Annotated in this window: 16 protein-coding genes and 1 rRNA gene; 5 read left to right on the top strand and 12 right to left on the bottom strand. The window is 42.4% G+C overall.

Annotated elements, in window-relative coordinates:
* Positions 1-10: 10 nt before the first annotated feature.
* Positions 11-484, bottom strand: a complete 474-nt coding sequence (locus C505_RS0119750) for a group II truncated hemoglobin (protein ID WP_018694374.1) — start codon at positions 482-484, stop codon at positions 11-13.
* A gap of 14 nt (positions 485-498) precedes the next feature.
* Between C505_RS0119750 and aroE the strand changes: the two genes are divergently transcribed.
* Positions 499-1,305, top strand: a complete 807-nt coding sequence (gene aroE, locus C505_RS0119745) for a shikimate dehydrogenase (protein WP_018694373.1) — start codon at positions 499-501, stop codon at positions 1,303-1,305.
* Between the two features lie 37 nt (positions 1,306-1,342).
* Here the strand turns inward: aroE and metG are convergent, their stop codons facing one another.
* A complete protein-coding gene (metG, locus tag C505_RS23130) occupies positions 1,343-3,088 on the bottom strand; it encodes a methionine--tRNA ligase (protein ID WP_018694372.1) in 1,746 nt (581 codons plus the stop codon).
* 241 nt (positions 3,089-3,329) lie between these two features.
* Here metG and C505_RS0119735 point away from each other — a divergent pair, with 241 nt between their 5' ends.
* The gene (locus tag C505_RS0119735) at positions 3,330-3,554 is read left to right on the top strand and encodes a DUF7336 domain-containing protein (RefSeq protein ID WP_018694371.1); all 225 of its coding nucleotides are present in this window, start codon (positions 3,330-3,332) and stop codon (positions 3,552-3,554) included.
* Positions 3,555-3,574: 20 nt separating this feature from the next.
* On the opposite strand, the gene C505_RS0119730 is transcribed toward C505_RS0119735, so the two are convergent.
* Both C505_RS0119730 and C505_RS0119725 read right to left on the bottom strand, forming a co-directional pair.
* On the bottom strand, positions 3,575-4,267 hold the full coding sequence (locus tag C505_RS0119730) for a pseudouridine synthase (RefSeq protein WP_018694370.1): 693 nt from the start codon (positions 4,265-4,267) through the stop codon (positions 3,575-3,577).
* Positions 4,258-5,220 carry a ribonuclease Z gene (locus C505_RS0119725; RefSeq protein WP_018694369.1) on the bottom strand — a complete coding sequence of 321 codons (963 nt, stop codon included), beginning with the start codon at positions 5,218-5,220 and terminating at the stop codon, positions 4,258-4,260. The genes C505_RS0119730 and C505_RS0119725 overlap by 10 nt, the downstream gene beginning before the upstream one ends.
* A gap of 144 nt (positions 5,221-5,364) precedes the next feature.
* On the opposite strand from C505_RS0119725, the gene C505_RS0119720 reads away from it, so the two are divergent.
* Positions 5,365-6,078: a glutamine amidotransferase-related protein gene (locus C505_RS0119720; protein ID WP_018694368.1), complete on the top strand. Its 714-nt coding sequence runs from the start codon at positions 5,365-5,367 to the stop codon at positions 6,076-6,078.
* 471 nt (positions 6,079-6,549) lie between these two features.
* Here C505_RS0119720 and C505_RS0119715 read toward each other — a convergent pair whose 3' ends face one another.
* A complete protein-coding gene (locus tag C505_RS0119715) occupies positions 6,550-7,503 on the bottom strand; it encodes a LysR family transcriptional regulator (protein ID WP_026318109.1) in 954 nt (317 codons plus the stop codon).
* Positions 7,504-7,598: 95 nt separating this feature from the next.
* On the opposite strand from C505_RS0119715, the gene C505_RS0119710 reads away from it, so the two are divergent.
* Entirely contained in the window at positions 7,599-8,792 is a 1,194-nt protein-coding gene (locus C505_RS0119710) for an MFS transporter (protein ID WP_018694366.1), read from the top strand.
* An 85-nt stretch (positions 8,793-8,877) separates the two neighbouring features.
* Positions 8,878-9,300, top strand: coding sequence for a BLUF domain-containing protein (locus C505_RS0119705; protein ID WP_018694365.1), 423 nt, complete (start codon positions 8,878-8,880; stop codon positions 9,298-9,300).
* Positions 9,301-9,322: 22 nt separating this feature from the next.
* Here the strand turns inward: C505_RS0119705 and C505_RS23125 are convergent, their stop codons facing one another.
* From C505_RS23125 to rrf, 7 genes are all read right to left on the bottom strand, one after another.
* A complete protein-coding gene (locus tag C505_RS23125) occupies positions 9,323-9,739 on the bottom strand; it encodes a BLUF domain-containing protein (protein ID WP_018694364.1) in 417 nt (138 codons plus the stop codon).
* The gene (locus tag C505_RS23120; RefSeq protein ID WP_018694363.1) at positions 9,740-10,564 is read right to left on the bottom strand and encodes a CheR family methyltransferase; all 825 of its coding nucleotides are present in this window, start codon (positions 10,562-10,564) and stop codon (positions 9,740-9,742) included.
* Positions 10,551-11,066, bottom strand: coding sequence for a chemotaxis protein CheW (locus tag C505_RS23115; RefSeq protein WP_018694362.1), 516 nt, complete (start codon positions 11,064-11,066; stop codon positions 10,551-10,553). The genes C505_RS23120 and C505_RS23115 overlap by 14 nt, the downstream gene beginning before the upstream one ends.
* A 2-nt stretch (positions 11,067-11,068) precedes the next feature.
* On the bottom strand, positions 11,069-13,081 hold the full coding sequence (locus C505_RS23955; RefSeq protein WP_018694361.1) for a methyl-accepting chemotaxis protein: 2,013 nt from the start codon (positions 13,079-13,081) through the stop codon (positions 11,069-11,071).
* Between the two features lie 18 nt (positions 13,082-13,099).
* Positions 13,100-15,043 carry a chemotaxis protein CheA gene (locus C505_RS0119680; protein ID WP_281167141.1) on the bottom strand — a complete coding sequence of 648 codons (1,944 nt, stop codon included), beginning with the start codon at positions 15,041-15,043 and terminating at the stop codon, positions 13,100-13,102.
* Between the two features lie 21 nt (positions 15,044-15,064).
* The gene (locus tag C505_RS23105) at positions 15,065-15,310 is read right to left on the bottom strand and encodes an STAS domain-containing protein (RefSeq protein ID WP_018694359.1); all 246 of its coding nucleotides are present in this window, start codon (positions 15,308-15,310) and stop codon (positions 15,065-15,067) included.
* A 444-nt stretch (positions 15,311-15,754) separates the two neighbouring features.
* A 5S ribosomal RNA gene (rrf, locus tag C505_RS0119670) occupies positions 15,755-15,870 on the bottom strand.
* Positions 15,871-15,962: the final 92 nt, after the last annotated feature.

Raw genomic sequence — 15,962 nt, 5'->3', positions numbered from 1 at the left:
GATTCATATTCTAGGGGGCCTTTGGCTCCCTAATTGAACACACTTCCCGATTAATCATATGCGTCGCTAATTGATAGAACGACTCCTTTAAACCTTCGCGCAAGAGTGGATTATCAACCTCTAGCTCCAGTGCCCGGGTCATGCAATACATCCACTGGTCACGCATCTTTTCATCAATAGAAAATGGCATATGGCGCATCCGAAGCCTTGGGTGACCATATTTTTCCTCGAACAGACTCGGCCCACCGAGCCAACCCGATAAAAACTCGTAAAACTTTTCTCTGATCCGATCAAGCGGCATCGGATGCAGTTGCAGTAGTTCTTTAACAGCATCGTCTGTTTCCATAATGTCATAGAAACGATTTGCCAGATTTCGCGTGCCTTTGGCTTCCCCTATCATCTGATAAGGTGTACGCTCTGGCGTTGGCGCTTCTTTTTGTTCTGAAGCGTTACGACGTTTGAATACTGATGATAACCACTGCATATAGAACACCACTGATGAAAAAATTGGCTGTCTTTGGCAATCCTATTGCCCACTCAAAATCCCCTCAAATCCATCTTGGGTTTGCAACACAAACTGGGGATGATATCGACTATCGGCGCATTCTAGCACCTCTAGATGATTTTGCGAGGACTTTGCATGCGTTCCGATCTGAAGGTGGTCAAGGCGCAAACGTCACCGTTCCTTTTAAGACAGAAGCCTTTGCGATGGCAGATGTGCGAAGTGAGCGTGCAGAAAAAGCTGGTGCAGCCAATACGCTTTACTGGAAAGATGACCAACTCCACTGCGACAATACAGATGGAATTGGGTTAGTGGCCGATTTATTGAATGAAAAAGTTCAATTAAAACAGTCTCAAGTTTTGATTCTCGGTGCAGGTGGTGCAGTTCGGGGGGTTATTCAGCCATTACTCGATGCAGGCGTTCTTTCCATTCTCATCGCAAACCGTACCGAAGAAAAGGCGCAACTCATCGCAAAATCATTTGATGAACGGGTCATGGGCGCTTCTTTGCAGGATATATTGGATATTCCTTATGACTTAGTGATCAACGGCACCTCTACGGGCCTGTCCGGTCAAACAGTCGAGATTGATGCAAAACACTATCATGCAGCCTTATGCTGCTATGACATGATGTACGGCAAAGAACCAACACCTTTTTTGCATACAGCCAAACAACTGGGTGTGCAAATATGTTTAGATGGTTTGGGAATGCTTGTTGAACAAGCGGCTGCAAGCTTTGAGATATGGGTCGGGAAACGACCAGAAACAGCACATATCAAAGAACAATTGAGAGCAGAATTATAGTCAGGTAGCGCCAATGCGTTACCTGACTTGCGATGGATTAATCTTCTAAAAATGCCTTCACATCCACACGATCAAATAGACGGACTTCCTGAGTGATATGCAAGGAATGCGGTAGTTCGTTATCTTCATAGCGACTCACATATCCTTTCGGATCCTGATGTAAGATCTTATGCTCATCATCCGACTCACCGACAAATGGTGTTTCGATATCTGAGAAGAGCTGACCTTCACCACCTAACGCATCATGGATTGCTTGCGCTGCATTTGGCACAATAGGTGCCCAAAGTAGGTTTAATTGCTGAATTGCAGCAAGTGACGTATAGATCACGTCATGCAACGCATCGTTATTGCCTTCTTTGATATGCTCCCAAGGTTTCTCGTCATTGAAGTATTTATTGACCAGTGATGTTGCCCGAAGCAGCTCCCGCATCATGCCACGTAGATCGCTTTTTGCGTAGAACTCACGAACATTGACACTCGCTTCTGTCACTTCCTTCAATAGGCTTGCACTTGCTTCGCTGTACTCGCCATGAAATTCCACTTTACCTTCCATCTTACGACAAACAAAGTTCACAGTACGGCTAACCAGGTTACCCCAGTTTGCGATTAGCTCGTTGTTAATTAGTTCTGCAAACTTCTCCCATGTAAACTCAACATCACTGGACTGCGGATACAAAGAAGCAAGCGCATAACGAACAGAATCAGTCTGAAACTGCTGCGCGATTGTGTTAAAACCAATCACGTGACCACGACTAGTGCTAAATTGCGAACCTGCCAAGGTCAGATAATCAGAAGAAATGATTTGATCAGGTAGTTTTACCCCACGACCATCATACTTCGAAGAGAAAATCATCGACGGCCAGATGATGCTATGGAATGGGATATTATCCTTTCCGATAAAGTAGAAGGTTTCGCTCTGTGCATCTTCTGAGATCCAGTCCTGCCACTGGCCATATTCTGGGAATCGATTACAAGCTTCAACCGTGGCACTGAGATAACCAATCACCGCTTCATACCATACGTAAAAACGCTTTTTATCAAAGCCTTCGACTGGAATATCAACACCCCAATCCAAATCACGCGTGATAGAACGCTTTGGTAGCTCGCCAGACTTCGTCATGGAGAGGCTCATACCAAGCAAAGACTTGTTCCATTGACCTTGCTTACTGTCGAGCCACTCATTCAATGCATCTTTGTTTTTCGCAAGATCAATATAGAAATGTTCCGTCTCACGAAATTCAACACGGTTTTCTTTATTTAATTTTGAACGAATGTTTTTCAGCTCACTCGGCTCAACAATTTTGCCACATTCATCACACTGGTCACCACGAGCATCTTCATAACCACAGTGTGGGCAAGACCCTTCAACATAACGATCCGGTAAGAAACGTTCTGCATCAATATCGTATGCTTGAGAAGAAGTACCCTTATCAATGATCCCTGCATCCATATTCGATTTGAATAATTCACTGACAACTGCCGCATGGTTTTTTGTATGCGTGTGGGTAAAAATATCAAAAGAGATATCAAGGCTCTTACAGCCATCCACGAATTGCTCATGATTAAAAGTCGCGAACTGCGCGGGTTGTTGACCTGCCTTTTCCGACATCAACATGATTGGCGTGCCATGCATATCGGAACCACTGATCATTAAGACCTGATGGCCACTCAAACGATTGTAACGCGCAAAGATATCCGCAGGTAAATAGGTACCCGCAATCTGTCCGATGTGCTTCTCCCCATTCGCATAGGGCCAAGACACAGCAATAAGTACTTTTTTCATGTTGACTGATTCACTTGAATTAGGGGTGTTTGACACCGGATACTACTGCAAAAGCGCCCATTTTTGAATCCTCTTTCGTGAAATTTGGACATCTATATCGCCAAAATTGAAATTGGGCTGGTACTTCTGCATCATTTCGGTACAGAACTATTCTTTTTTATAGTTATGATAATTTTTTATACAGAATTACCCGAGTTCTTGCTAGCATTAGTGCATCTCAAATATGAAGTTGGAAATCGAAATGAAAAACGTATACGTCGTGATGCATGAGCACGTCTACGATGATGAAGATGGCGATATCAAAATGGTGGGGATTTATAGCTCAGAAGCAAAAGCTAAGGAAGCGGTTGAAATGCTGAAAGAGCGCCCCGGATTTAGTGCCGCGCCAGATGGCTTCTTGATTGATGTATATCAGTTAGACGAAACGCATTGGTTGGAAGGCTACTCCTTGCACCGTTCGGAATAACCTGCTTGATAGGCGCAGGATTATGCCAGCGCCTTGATTTCTTCGTGCGTCAGATAACGCCATTCCCCTTCTTTTAATTCCGGATCAAGTAGGACAGCACCAATGGATGCACGATGAAGTGCCGTCACACGATTCCCAACCGCTGCAAACATGCGCTTCACCTGATGATATTTCCCTTCTGAGATGGTCAGCTTGACCTGCTTGGACGATACAGTTTCTAGCTTTGCAGGCTTTGTTGGCTTTTCTTCACCGCGTAACAACAAGCCTTGTCCAAATATTTTTGCTTCCTCACCTTTGAGTGGTTCAGCCAGTGAAACGTGGTAGCACTTGTCGCACTGTTGATTGGGCGAAGCAATTTGGTGCAGCCACGCACCATCATCAGAAACCAGCACCAATCCAGTTGTATCCACATCAAGTCGACCAGCGATACGCAGTCGCTCTCGCTTTACTATATCCAGTAAATTTAAGACTGAAGGATAAGCTTCATCTATCGTCGAACAGATCATATTTTGCGGCTTATGAAGCATGATATACCGAAAGCCAATCTTATCGATTACTGTGCCTTCAAAATAAACCTCGTCATTTTCTGTGATTTTGTCTGAACCTTTCTTCGCTGGGGTTCCATTGATGGTTACTTCACCATTGGAAATCGCCTTTTTGGCAAGTGTACGCGTTAAATTTGTATTCTCACATAAGTACTTATCTAATCGCATGAATCGTCCTTAACACATATCAGTTTACCTAACTGAAGCTGAAATTTATCAAAGTCATTCTCAAGAAATAGTTGGCCTTGATAGAAGCTTGCTGTTTCATCTTGGATCTCATGCATATTACTGGATTGAAAGCGCGCACTAAAGTGTGTCAAAACTAAATGGGGAAGATTGACTATCTGAGCAAACGCACCGATCTGTGCAGCATCCGTATGTTGTGGCCCTGGACCCACTTTATCTGAAATCGCTTTAGTAAATGTTGCTTCATGAACCAGCACATCGCGTTCCTGACAAGCCTCTGCAAGTAATTCAGGCGTATCATTATCACCACCAACAACGACACGCTGCTGTTCACAAGTTGTTTCGACATATTTGGCGCCATCAAGCACACGACCATCATCTAATTTAACCACTTTACCAGCGCGTAATTCTCCCCAAAGTGGCCCTTTCGGTACATTATCCTGCGTAAGCTTTTCTGTGTTTAAGCGCAGCTTCGTGATTGTACAAGAAAAGCGGAAAGCAAAGCTTGGCACTCGATGGGACAAGGGAAAACGATCCAAAATAAATCCAGCGATTTCTCGTGGTTCATTGAACAATTCGACATCAACAAAATTCAAATCAAATGGGATAAAACAGTCTGTCAATTGAAGTGCAGAACGCACATAATGCTCGACATCTTTTGGTGCAATGATCGTGAGCGGCTCTTTTCGCCCTGACATGCCACAACTGGAAATCAGCCCTGGTAAACCAAATGTATGATCACCATGCACATGTGTGATACAAATTGCTTTGAGTTTACGAAGCGTAAACTCAGTTTGTTGTAACTGATGCTGTGTTCCTTCCCCACAATCGACTAAAACCCAAGACTTTTGATGGGCATGGCGAATTGCAAACCCGCTGACATTTCTTTGTCGCGTCGGCACACCAGAGGAAGTACCTAAAAACTGAAACTGCATGAAACCATCCAACGATTAAAACTTGAAAATGAAGCGGATCATCTCCATCTATATATGAAGGGATATCCGAATACAATACCTCCCTGCACCATCTATTCTACCAAATTAATAAGTGAATAGCGGCTTAGTTCAAGAAGGAGTCTCATGAATATCCATTTTATTATCCACGAAGTTTTTGAAGGACCTGGCGCTTATGAGCATTGGGCTGAACAACAAGGTGCTCAGGTGACCTATTCTCGTGTTTACCAAGGAGATCCGCTCCCGAGTAACTCACAAGTATTTGATATGCTCGTGATCTTAGGTGGGCCACAATCTCCAGCGACAACGGTTGCCGAGTGTGCCCACTTTGATAGTCAAGCTGAACAGGCTTTAATCCGTGATGCAATCAACAATGATAAATTCGTGATTGGCATGTGCTTAGGCGCACAACTCATAGGCGAAGCACTGGGTGCTGCACATAGTCAAAGCCCAGAGAAAGAAATCGGCTCCTACCCAATCACACTCACTGAATATGGAAAAGCACATCCTTTATTTGAAGATTGGCCTGACAACATTTCTATTGGGCACTGGCACAATGACATGCCAGGATTGACAAAAGAGGCGCAAATTATTGCAACGAGTGCGGGATGCCCCCGACAGATCGTCGCTTATTCTGAGCGTGTTTATGGCTTTCAATGCCACCCAGAGTTTACATCAGACTTGATCGAGCTACTCATTGAAAATTCAGAAGATGAACTTGATAAAAACCTTGATTATCAATATGTTCAATCACCTTCACAGTTAAGAGGAAATGATTATACGGCGATGAACCAAGCACTTTTTCGTTTCCTAGACAAACTCATTCAACCTTCAAACTAAGTACGATGGTGCTCTCTTGAGCACCTACACCTCAAAATTCGATTCATTCTTTGCAACAATCTATTCTTTCTTGTTACTTAATCAGTGAAAGTAATGAATTTTACTTATTCTCATGTTGATAGATCCCCTCTAGAGTTAAGGGTTGTAATTTAACATATTATTTTGGAAGAGATTTTTGTGAAGTATCTCAACGTGATTGCATGGACCAAGTCACCACCGCGAGCCTTTGAAGCAATACGGACTTGAAGCCAATCCTTGTTTTACTCACCCACGAATCAAGTTATGAGCAAAAAAGATAACTGATTCCTGACAGTTTGGATCACCCGCTCTTTTTGTGGAGCTTTAAACATGCTGATACATGCTTGCCTCAACGGGGGCATGGCAAACATTTATCAACTGGATAATCGCATCTCACAATGAGTTGCGGGTGAACCTTCTCAACTGAATTCATACTTCATCAACTCTTTATTGCTATGACTTTTCCCCAAGATCAAGATTGATATGTCTCGCATATTCTGAAATTTTTTCTTGTAGCCACAAAACACCTAAATCAAATTCACTGCGTTTATGTGACCACATACGATTCGCAATCACAGCAACCGGAAATGGAACATCAATTTTCACCACATCATATCGAGTTACAGCATAACTCGCCCAAGAGTTAGAGCAGGTAAATATCAAATCTGTTTTTTCACAAAGAATGGCAGCATGCGGTAAGCCAGAAACAACGACAGCAACATCTCTTGGCGTTCCCATCCGTATGAGTTCATCATCAATAATATTATGTGTTGAAATATAATCATTAATCGCAACTTGGACATGCTGTTGCTGTAGATAGCTTTCTAAACTCCATGCTTCAGACATGATAGGGTGATCCCGACGGCATATACAAACACACGTATCCCGATATAAAATCGAAGAATGAAACTCTGATGAAGCAGATTGTGACAATTCAACATCTTCAGGCATGATCACCAAATCAAGTGCACCCTTTTCCAAGTCGTGGATACTTTCCATATCCAAGTGATGCGTAATCAATTGAATCCCTGGTGCCTCTTCTAAAAGCTCTGGGACGATACCTGCGATTAATTGCAAATAAGAAGAATCTGATACAGCAATACGAAACGTCCGCTGTGCAAAAGCAGGTGAAAAACTTGGCGCTTGCACGAGGTGCCAAATATGCTCTAATGTCGGTGCCAGCTGCTCTGCAAGTTGGATGGCATGCCCTGTCGGTGTTAAACCATGGGCGGATCGCAAGAATAGAGGGTCACCAAGAACATCTCTAAGTTGCGCTAAACTTTTACTTACTGCTGATTGTGATACACTGAGCCGCTCGGCCGCACGTGTCACATTTCCTTCCTCCATTAATACCTGAAACGTCACTAGTAAGTTCAAATTTATTCTTGATAATTCAACTATCGCCATCTGATATTCCAAAAATTCATTTTAGTAATGAGAATATATCACCTCAAATCATATCTTGGGTGATAAAATGATCGCGTTTTTCAAAAGGAGTAGTTATGAAGTCTGAGCATCGCCTCTATCTGATCATGTCGTTTTGCTTGATTATGCTCAATCCTCTTGCGATTGATATCTATGTACCAGCCGTTCCTGCGTTGGTCGATGCACTCCATGCAACAACGGAACAAGTTAAATTTACCATCCCATTATTTATCGCCATGATGGGAATCTGTCAGCTGATTGCGGGCCCACTTTCTGATCGTTTAGGTCGCGGTGGAATCGTCATTATCGGTATCATTCTTAGTATGATTGGCGCGTCAATAGCCTATGCAGCGGATACCATTGACACACTCTATATTGCACGGATACTGCAAGGTATTGGATGTGGCTGTGGAGCAGTCACAGCAATGGCTATCGTCAGAGATTTATTCTCAGCAAAAGAGGCTGGGCGCTGGATCAGTTACCTGAATGGTGTCATTGGAGTTATTCCTGCCATTGCCCCACTTATTGGTAGCGCTTTGATGGCACAATGGGGATGGCGTTCAAATTTTGCTTTCCTGGTGATTGCAATGCTTCCTGTGCTCCTCTTAAGCCTTTGGGCATTTCGGGGTGGGCGTTATGAGAGTATGGTAGAAAAAGGAACGCCAAGTCGCTTGATGGATGATCTCTCCAGCATTTTATTGGATAAGAACTTTCTATTTTTTACATGCCTGAACCTTGTGGGCATTAGCGCAATTCTCGTCTATGTCACACAAGCACCTATTTTGACCATTGTTGATGCGAGCATGTCAGAAATGAGATTTGCAATGCTCTTCGCTGCCAATGCTTGTCTGGTTGTCGTATTTAACTTTCTTGCACCAAAAGTTGTTAAACAATTTGGAGCAATACAAACCATAATGGCCGGAGTCACACTTTGTTTGCTATCTGCCATATTCATTGAATTTAACGCTCAAAGTGGTCCCTATTGGTTCTTCATGAGTTATGGTATTGCGACCATCGGGATGTCCCTGTTTATTGGTACGTCATCTGGCCTTGCACTTGCACCCTTTAAGCATTGTGCAGGAAGTTCGGCTGCAATTATGGGGGCGTTAAAAATGGTTGGGGCTTGCCTGTTATCAGGATTAATTAGCTTAACCGTATTTTCCGCTCAGGAGAAAGTTGCCCTTGCACTTAGCCTACTCGTCCCTTTCTGTATCGGGTTGTATATTCATCGGACTTACTTTCGTGTTTTAGAGTCAGAAAGTTACTCTTAAATAAAGGAGCGATGCAGCTCCTTTATTTATTGCGTTCACCTAAAAATCATCTAGTTTTAAAGTTTTACGCAATAGGAAAATAATTATGTCGCTGGTTCGCCTTATCTATTGCAGTACCCATTCAGATTCATTTAAGTCAACGCAAAGCATTGATGATATTCTTTCAACAGCGCGTACAAATAACAAAACACATTACCTCACCGGGATTCTCTGCTTTAATCGAAACTATTTTTTGCAGTGTATTGAAGGAAGAAATACTGACGTCAATGATTTGTATCATTCAATTGCAAATGACAAAAGACATCATACGCTTTTATTACTTGATTACAGTGAGATACAAGAGAGAACTTTTTCTTCCTGGGAGATGGGATATGTCCCTGAAACAAAAATTACGGACCCGATTAATATTCGCTACTCTGTCGACCCAAGATTTAACCCTTATGAAATGACAGGTGGTGCAGCCTATCTCATGTTAAAAGAACTGCATGATACTGTTCCCCTGCTTTAGCTTCGCTATTCATAGAGGTGACTTAGGTCACCTCTTCTAGAGAAGCTGCATCTAATAAAATATTTCTTGCCTCTGAGGCAGTCAAAGCATCTAGATTGCCAACTTGAAGATCTTGAGCAGCTAAAGCTTGTTCATCAAGATAACCCATTCGCCAGGCTTCAAAATTACGGCGATCGGTTTCACGGTAGCAAACAAGGGTGATATCAAAGTGACGCGCATCATGACTAATCGATTGAAATAGCTGATTAATTTTATCTCGAGGTCCCTCGATAACCTGTAAAAAACATCCACCCTTGTATATCAATAAGCCTGTTATATCCATTCCTGAGTTTTTTTCTCTTGCACCTTCGAGGATGAGGGCAACGTCTTCCGCATTGAGCACAGAAATTGAGTGACTATAGTAGATTAATTCAACCATCGGTGGCGACTTTTGACTCATTTATATTTTCCTTAGAATTGAGGTATTGATTAAATCGCCTTCTTTGGCAAACTCACGAAGCTGTTCCGTTAAGCTCACAAAAAGATAACCGCCAGGTTTGAGCATCCTATACAGATTTTCAACCACTTTCTGCTTGGTTTCTTTATCAAAGTAAATTAATACATTACGACAAAAAATAACATCAAATTGTTCTGAATTCATCGGCTGCAAAATATTCTGGTTAGAGAAAGATACTTTCTCCTTTACGCTATCTTTGACAAGACAGAGTCCCTGCGCTTCATTGACACCTTTGAGCATATACTTTTTGAGCATATGCTGAGGCACCTGCTTTGCCCTCGCTTCTGGGTAGATTGCACTTTGCGCACTTTCCAAACAAGGTTTTGCGATATCCATACCATGAACATGCCATTTTCCTTTTAAACCAAAAAACTCAGCACACACAAATGCAAGTGTATAGACTTCTTCCCCTGTTGAACAAGCGGCTGAAGCAATGCTCAACTCTTGATTTCGATAATCATTGAAAATCATTTGTTGTAGGAAGTCGAAATGCTGTGCTTCTCGAAAAAAATACGTTTCGTGAGTCGTTAATAGATCAACAAAGAATACCCACTCTGGATGTTGGTCATCTTGCTGATTTAAGAACTGAATATATTCATTCACATTTTGCAGACGAAATTTAGTTGCTCGACGAAAGAGTCGGGATTGTACGAGTGTCTGGCGTGTCTCACCAAGATCAACACCACATCTTTCTCTCATCCATTGGCAAACCAACATGTAATTTTCTTGGCTTAACTCACTTTGTTGAAATTTATTAAGCAGGCTCAATCGTATCCTCTTCCTTTTCTTTGTTTGATTCTAAGATCTCAATCAGCTTATCGAGGTCGAGTAGCTTCTCTACATTTAAGATCAGATAGTCCTCATCATCCATTCTGATCATACCCTCCACAAGATCTGAGGCGATACTGTGCCCAAATTCAGGCGGCTGAGATACTTCATTTGCGTCAATATCTATAAAATCAACAACCTCGTCTACGAGAAGACCAACAGCAACGCGTTGCTCTTTATTTGAACACTCGGTCACCACAATACAGGTTTTGGCATCTACCTCTGTATGTTGATTCGCTGTTAAACGCTTTGCCAGATCAATGATTGGAATATATTTTCCACGAAGATTGAGTACACCATGAACAACCTCAGGGATTGTTGGGACTTGCGTCACAGGGCGATAGCGGATGATTTCCGAGATCACATCTACCGCCAATAAATAGTGCTCCGCTGCGAGTGTAAACTTAAATAGCTTTTTCACTTGATTTTGTGCATCCATCATGCTCAGTACTCCGTAAAACTTTGCTCATCCCAAGCTTCGTCTTCATCATGTATCGCAGATTTTTTTTCAGCACGATTTGGCTCTACAGGTTGTGTTCGAGTTGTCATTGGCGCTGGCGGTTCTGCGTAATCATTCTTGGCTGGTTGGGATTCATTCAGTTTGAAAATACTCACTGTTTTTTTCAAGTCCCTAGCCCGATCCGCAAGGATTTGACTCGTCGCTGCCAACTCTTCACTCATTGCTGCGCTGGATTGGGTAACACTATCCATTTGCATGACGGCTTCCTTGATCTCCGTGATCCCGACTGCCTGTTCCGATGAAGCAACAGAAATATCTTGAACAAGTTCTGCCGTTTTCTTAATTTCTGGAACCATATTATTGAGTAAGTTTCCGGAGTGTTCTGCTATCTCACGGCAATTCTTCGCCAGTTGATTAATCTCTCCTGCTGAGTCTCTTGAACTTGCAGCTAATTCACGTACTTCATCAGCGACAACCGTGAACCCTTTGCCATGTTCACCTGCTCGACCTGCTTCAATTGAAGCGTTCAGTGCTAAAATCTTTGTTTGATAGGCAATATCTTCTATCAGCGATACTTTTTCTGTGATGGTACGCATTGCTTCTACTGTCTTGACGACAGCTTCACTACTTTCAGATGCAATTTTTGCTGCGGACTCCGCGATATCCTTTGTTTTTGATGCGTTTTCTGCATTCGCTTCAACCGCTGAGCTAAGCTCCTCCAATGCGCTTGCTGAACTTTCTATGCTCGAGGCTTGTTCTGTAACGGATGAACTTAAATTAAACGATGCATCGCTGATCTCTGGTGTTGCAAGTGCAATTTCTTGGGTATTTTGTTGAACAAAACTAATCACTTTTTTCATTTCATCACGATGCTCTCTCAGTGAGTCAATGATCATGCCAAACTCATCGTTAGAGATTTTGTCTACTTGAATATCGAGATGACCTTGGCTTAGCATATTCAAGGCATGGTTTACATTTTCAACGTTGCCTCCCATCTGCTTGACAATGCAAACTGTAATATAAATTGTCACCCCCAATGCAAAAAAAACACCCAATAACACAAGCATAAAGTTCATTTTAAGATCAGAGAAGTTTTGGTCATTGTAGGTAACTAGTTTCTTATCAAGAGCCACTTCAAAATCACGTTTTAAATTAATCACCTTCGTTGCCGCAGCAAACCAAGTTGGAGAATCGATACCAAAACTGTCATTTTTATCTAAAGCAATCTTACGCATTTTCGCGACTGCATTGAATGCATCTTGTGCCTCGATTGATTCTATTTTTTTTAACTGATCTGAGTTTAAATAAAGCTTCATCAACGACCAGTAAGTATTTGACTCGGAATTGAGTTGAACAAACCGACTTTTTTGATTTCCCTGAAAGCTGTCCTTGGCAAATACACCACTCATCAAACCGCGCTCTAACCCTGCTTTTTCTTTACTCATCGTATTATTCCAAAGCGCATTGACATAACTTGCAGCTTCTACCGATGGTGGGTGTTCAACCGTGTAGGCTAATATCCTCAATACTTGCGTGATCACATCAGTATAAGCCTCCAAGCTATCGGATAGACTGAGTCGCATCCCATCTATATTCGAGCGGATTGACTCGACCTCACCTAATAACCGCTGCGTCTCCGCTAACTCTTCTTGGGCAAGTCGGCTCAGACCTTTCTGATTATCGCCCATCTCAGCTCGCAAAATACCGATGAGCTTGGTTACTTTTTGCCTTTGTTTTGGCAGCTCTTTACGAAATTTCACACCTTGTGAACCAATAAAGCTCGCGCTCATACCTCGCTCTTTTTGCATCTCATGAATGACGGTTAGCCCCGTATTCGCAAGTGTCGTCATCGCAGCAAAATCGCCATAAATTGCGAGTTGACGATAACTCTTTGTGAGCGTAAACAAACTCACCAATACCAGGATCACAATGGGAAGACCCACAAGCATTTTTAATTGTGTTCTGACACTTTTATTTGCAATGAACTGCCTAAACATCTTTAACTCCTTGTGAGTTTAAAAAGGTTGAGTGACACTTTGTTTTGCTCTTTGAACAATTTGATGAATATCCAAGACAAAGCCTAAATCACCAGATGACAGCTTTACGATTCCGGAAAATAGGTGAGACTGCTTTAATATTGGATCGAGTGGTTTTACAACGGTCTCAAGCTCTCCAACAAGAATATCCACTACAATGGCGATTGGACCGTGTTGTGTTCGGACAATAATCGCTTCTGGCTTCTCAGTTTTGGGCTTCAAATGAAGCATATTGGCAAGATAAATCATCGGAATGTAATCTCCACGCAAAAGCAGACATTCCTCCTCCGTCACTTTCGCCCGGACTAACTCATCTTGGCGTATACATTCACAAACATGATCCATTTGGAAAACTAGCGTGGCATCACCACAATGCACAACAAATCCATTTAATATTGCCGTTGTCAGCGGTAACCGAATATCGAGGACGGTGCCTTGATTTGGCGCAGAGTCAATCAGTATCTCACCACCTAATTGATTAATATTTTTCCGAACAACATCCATACCAACACCACGCCCAGAAAGATCTGTCACTTTCTCAGCCGTCGATAATCCAGGGTGAAAAATGAGTTGATAAATATCGTGATCGGTTAAACGCTCATCTTCCTGAACCACTCCATTTTCAAGTGCTTTAATCAGTATTCTTTCCTTGGCCAATCCCTTACCATCGTCAGAAATCCGAATAGAGACACCCGAACCAACATAACTCGCTTCAACTAAAATGCATCCTTTTTCAGGTTTCCCTTTCTCCAACCGTTCATGGGGTTGTTCGATACCATGGTCGCAGCTATTTCGAATAATGTGCGTCAAGGGGTCAACAAGCTTTTCTACCGTGACTCTATCTAATTCTGTGGAAGCGCCTTTAATCTCTAATTCAATTTGTTTATCCGTCACTTTCGCAGCTTCACGGACAACACGATGAAAACGTTGTAGCGTATTTCCAACCGGCACTAGACGTAGAGAAAGCGCCGTATCCCGAAGACCATTTAATGATTTCCCTATCTCATCAACCACACGCTTCATTTCATCTTGAGAATCATTTCCAAGTGCAGAATATAACTGAACCCTTAATGAAATCAGCTCTCCGACATCATCAACGAGCTGATCCAGTTTCAGCGAGTTCACCTTAATAACTTGCCCTGCATCCTTTACTTCCGTTTTTTGAGCCGGCGTGTCTGTGGCTTTCTTATTATCTTGCTCTGTTTTCGAACTCACTTGTTCAACAGCAATCGTTTCTATGCGCCCTTCAGCACCAGCACTAAAGCTCAGTAACTCATCGACCTCATCTTCTGTAATCGGTGGACTGACAACAAATTGAAGTTCAAGGTTGAGCGTCAACGGATCAAGATCTTGAAATTGAGGCCCTTGATAATGAATAATTTTTTCTTCAACTTTCTTGATTTCAGAAAGTTCCATCAGAATGGGTTCAAGCCGAAAACCGAACCGCAGAGCATCCTTATCAAGCATGATCACGAGACGGTTTTTATCTTGTTTATCCTGGGTTAGCTGAGATGTTGACGCGACCGTTTGGCTCTGATTTGAGGAACGATTATCAAGATATGCGTTCAAACTTACAATCAGGTCTTTTGCAGTCTCATTTTCTTGGACTGAGCCTTCGGCAAGTTCATCAATATATTTTTCTAATGCATCTTTCGCACTAAAAAAGAGATCAAATAGTGCCTCATCAATGACTAATTGATTACTTCTTGCAAGGTCAAGTACCGACTCTGTGACATGGGCCAACCCAACCAGTGGCTCCGCATCAAACATGCCAGCACCACCTTTGATAGAGTGAATCGCTCGAAAAACAGTGTTGATTGTTTCTTCATCGCCACCACCTTGACTCAGTTCTATCAAACAATCCTCATAAACATGAAGGTTGTCCTTACACTCAGTCAAAAATGTGGGAAGAAAATCTCCCATTTCCATCATGATGGCGAGCCTCTAACCCTCTAGAAAATCATTTAGTTCATATAGTTGAAAAAGTGTCGAGATATCGTCGTTAAAATTCTTAAACTTGAGATTGATTTGTGATGATTGTAAGCTCAGAATCAGTTGAAAAAAGGATACATCTCCATCAGTGACATCTTGCAAGTCCAGTTCAAGTTCTTTTTTGTCTCCGAGTGCGTCTCGAATGTCTTCATAAATCTTTTCGATATGCTCAACAGTGCACTTTTTTGGCAGCTTCACACAGAAGTACCCTTTATAGGAATTTCATTATTAGATATTAGTCAGAAAAATTGAAAGTGATAAATAAGAATGAAGTTATGATGAGGTATGAATATAAAGATACTTTAAGAACCAGATTGCTAGTACACATAAGGGTAGGTCTTAGCAAAGACTTAGGCAGAGGGCGTGAAGCATCCCAAACAGGATGTGAACGAGCGATAACGCATCATATCAATCATGGATCTTAATTTCAGGGAAGAGGCACGCCGTGAGGCAGCAAGTATTTCGCTAAAGCTGATATAGAGACAGATACAGACAGGTTTTAGCGGAGATTTTACGAGAGACAAGGCGGAAGTGACGCAGCATAGTACGACTATGTGAGGAACTGACAACGCAGTCTCTTGGTAAAATTCATACACCACAAATAAAAAAACCCAGCCTTTCGGGCTGGGTTCTCAATTGGGAGCCTGGCGGTGTCCTACTCTCACATGGGGAAACCCCACACTACCATCGGCGCTATTGCGTTTCACTGCTGAGTTCGGAATGGATTCAGGTGGTGCCACAATGCTATTGCCACCAGGCAAATTCGTTGCTTTGTCGTTCGTTCTTCGTCTTTATTCACAATTCGAAAGCTGATTTCTTCTAAATCCAAATTCTTTAGTAACCTTAGTCT

Source organism: Algicola sagamiensis DSM 14643, from assembly GCF_000374485.1.
Lineage (GTDB): Bacteria > Pseudomonadota > Gammaproteobacteria > Enterobacterales > Alteromonadaceae > Algicola > Algicola sagamiensis.
This window is presented reverse-complemented; position numbering and strand designations above follow the sequence as displayed.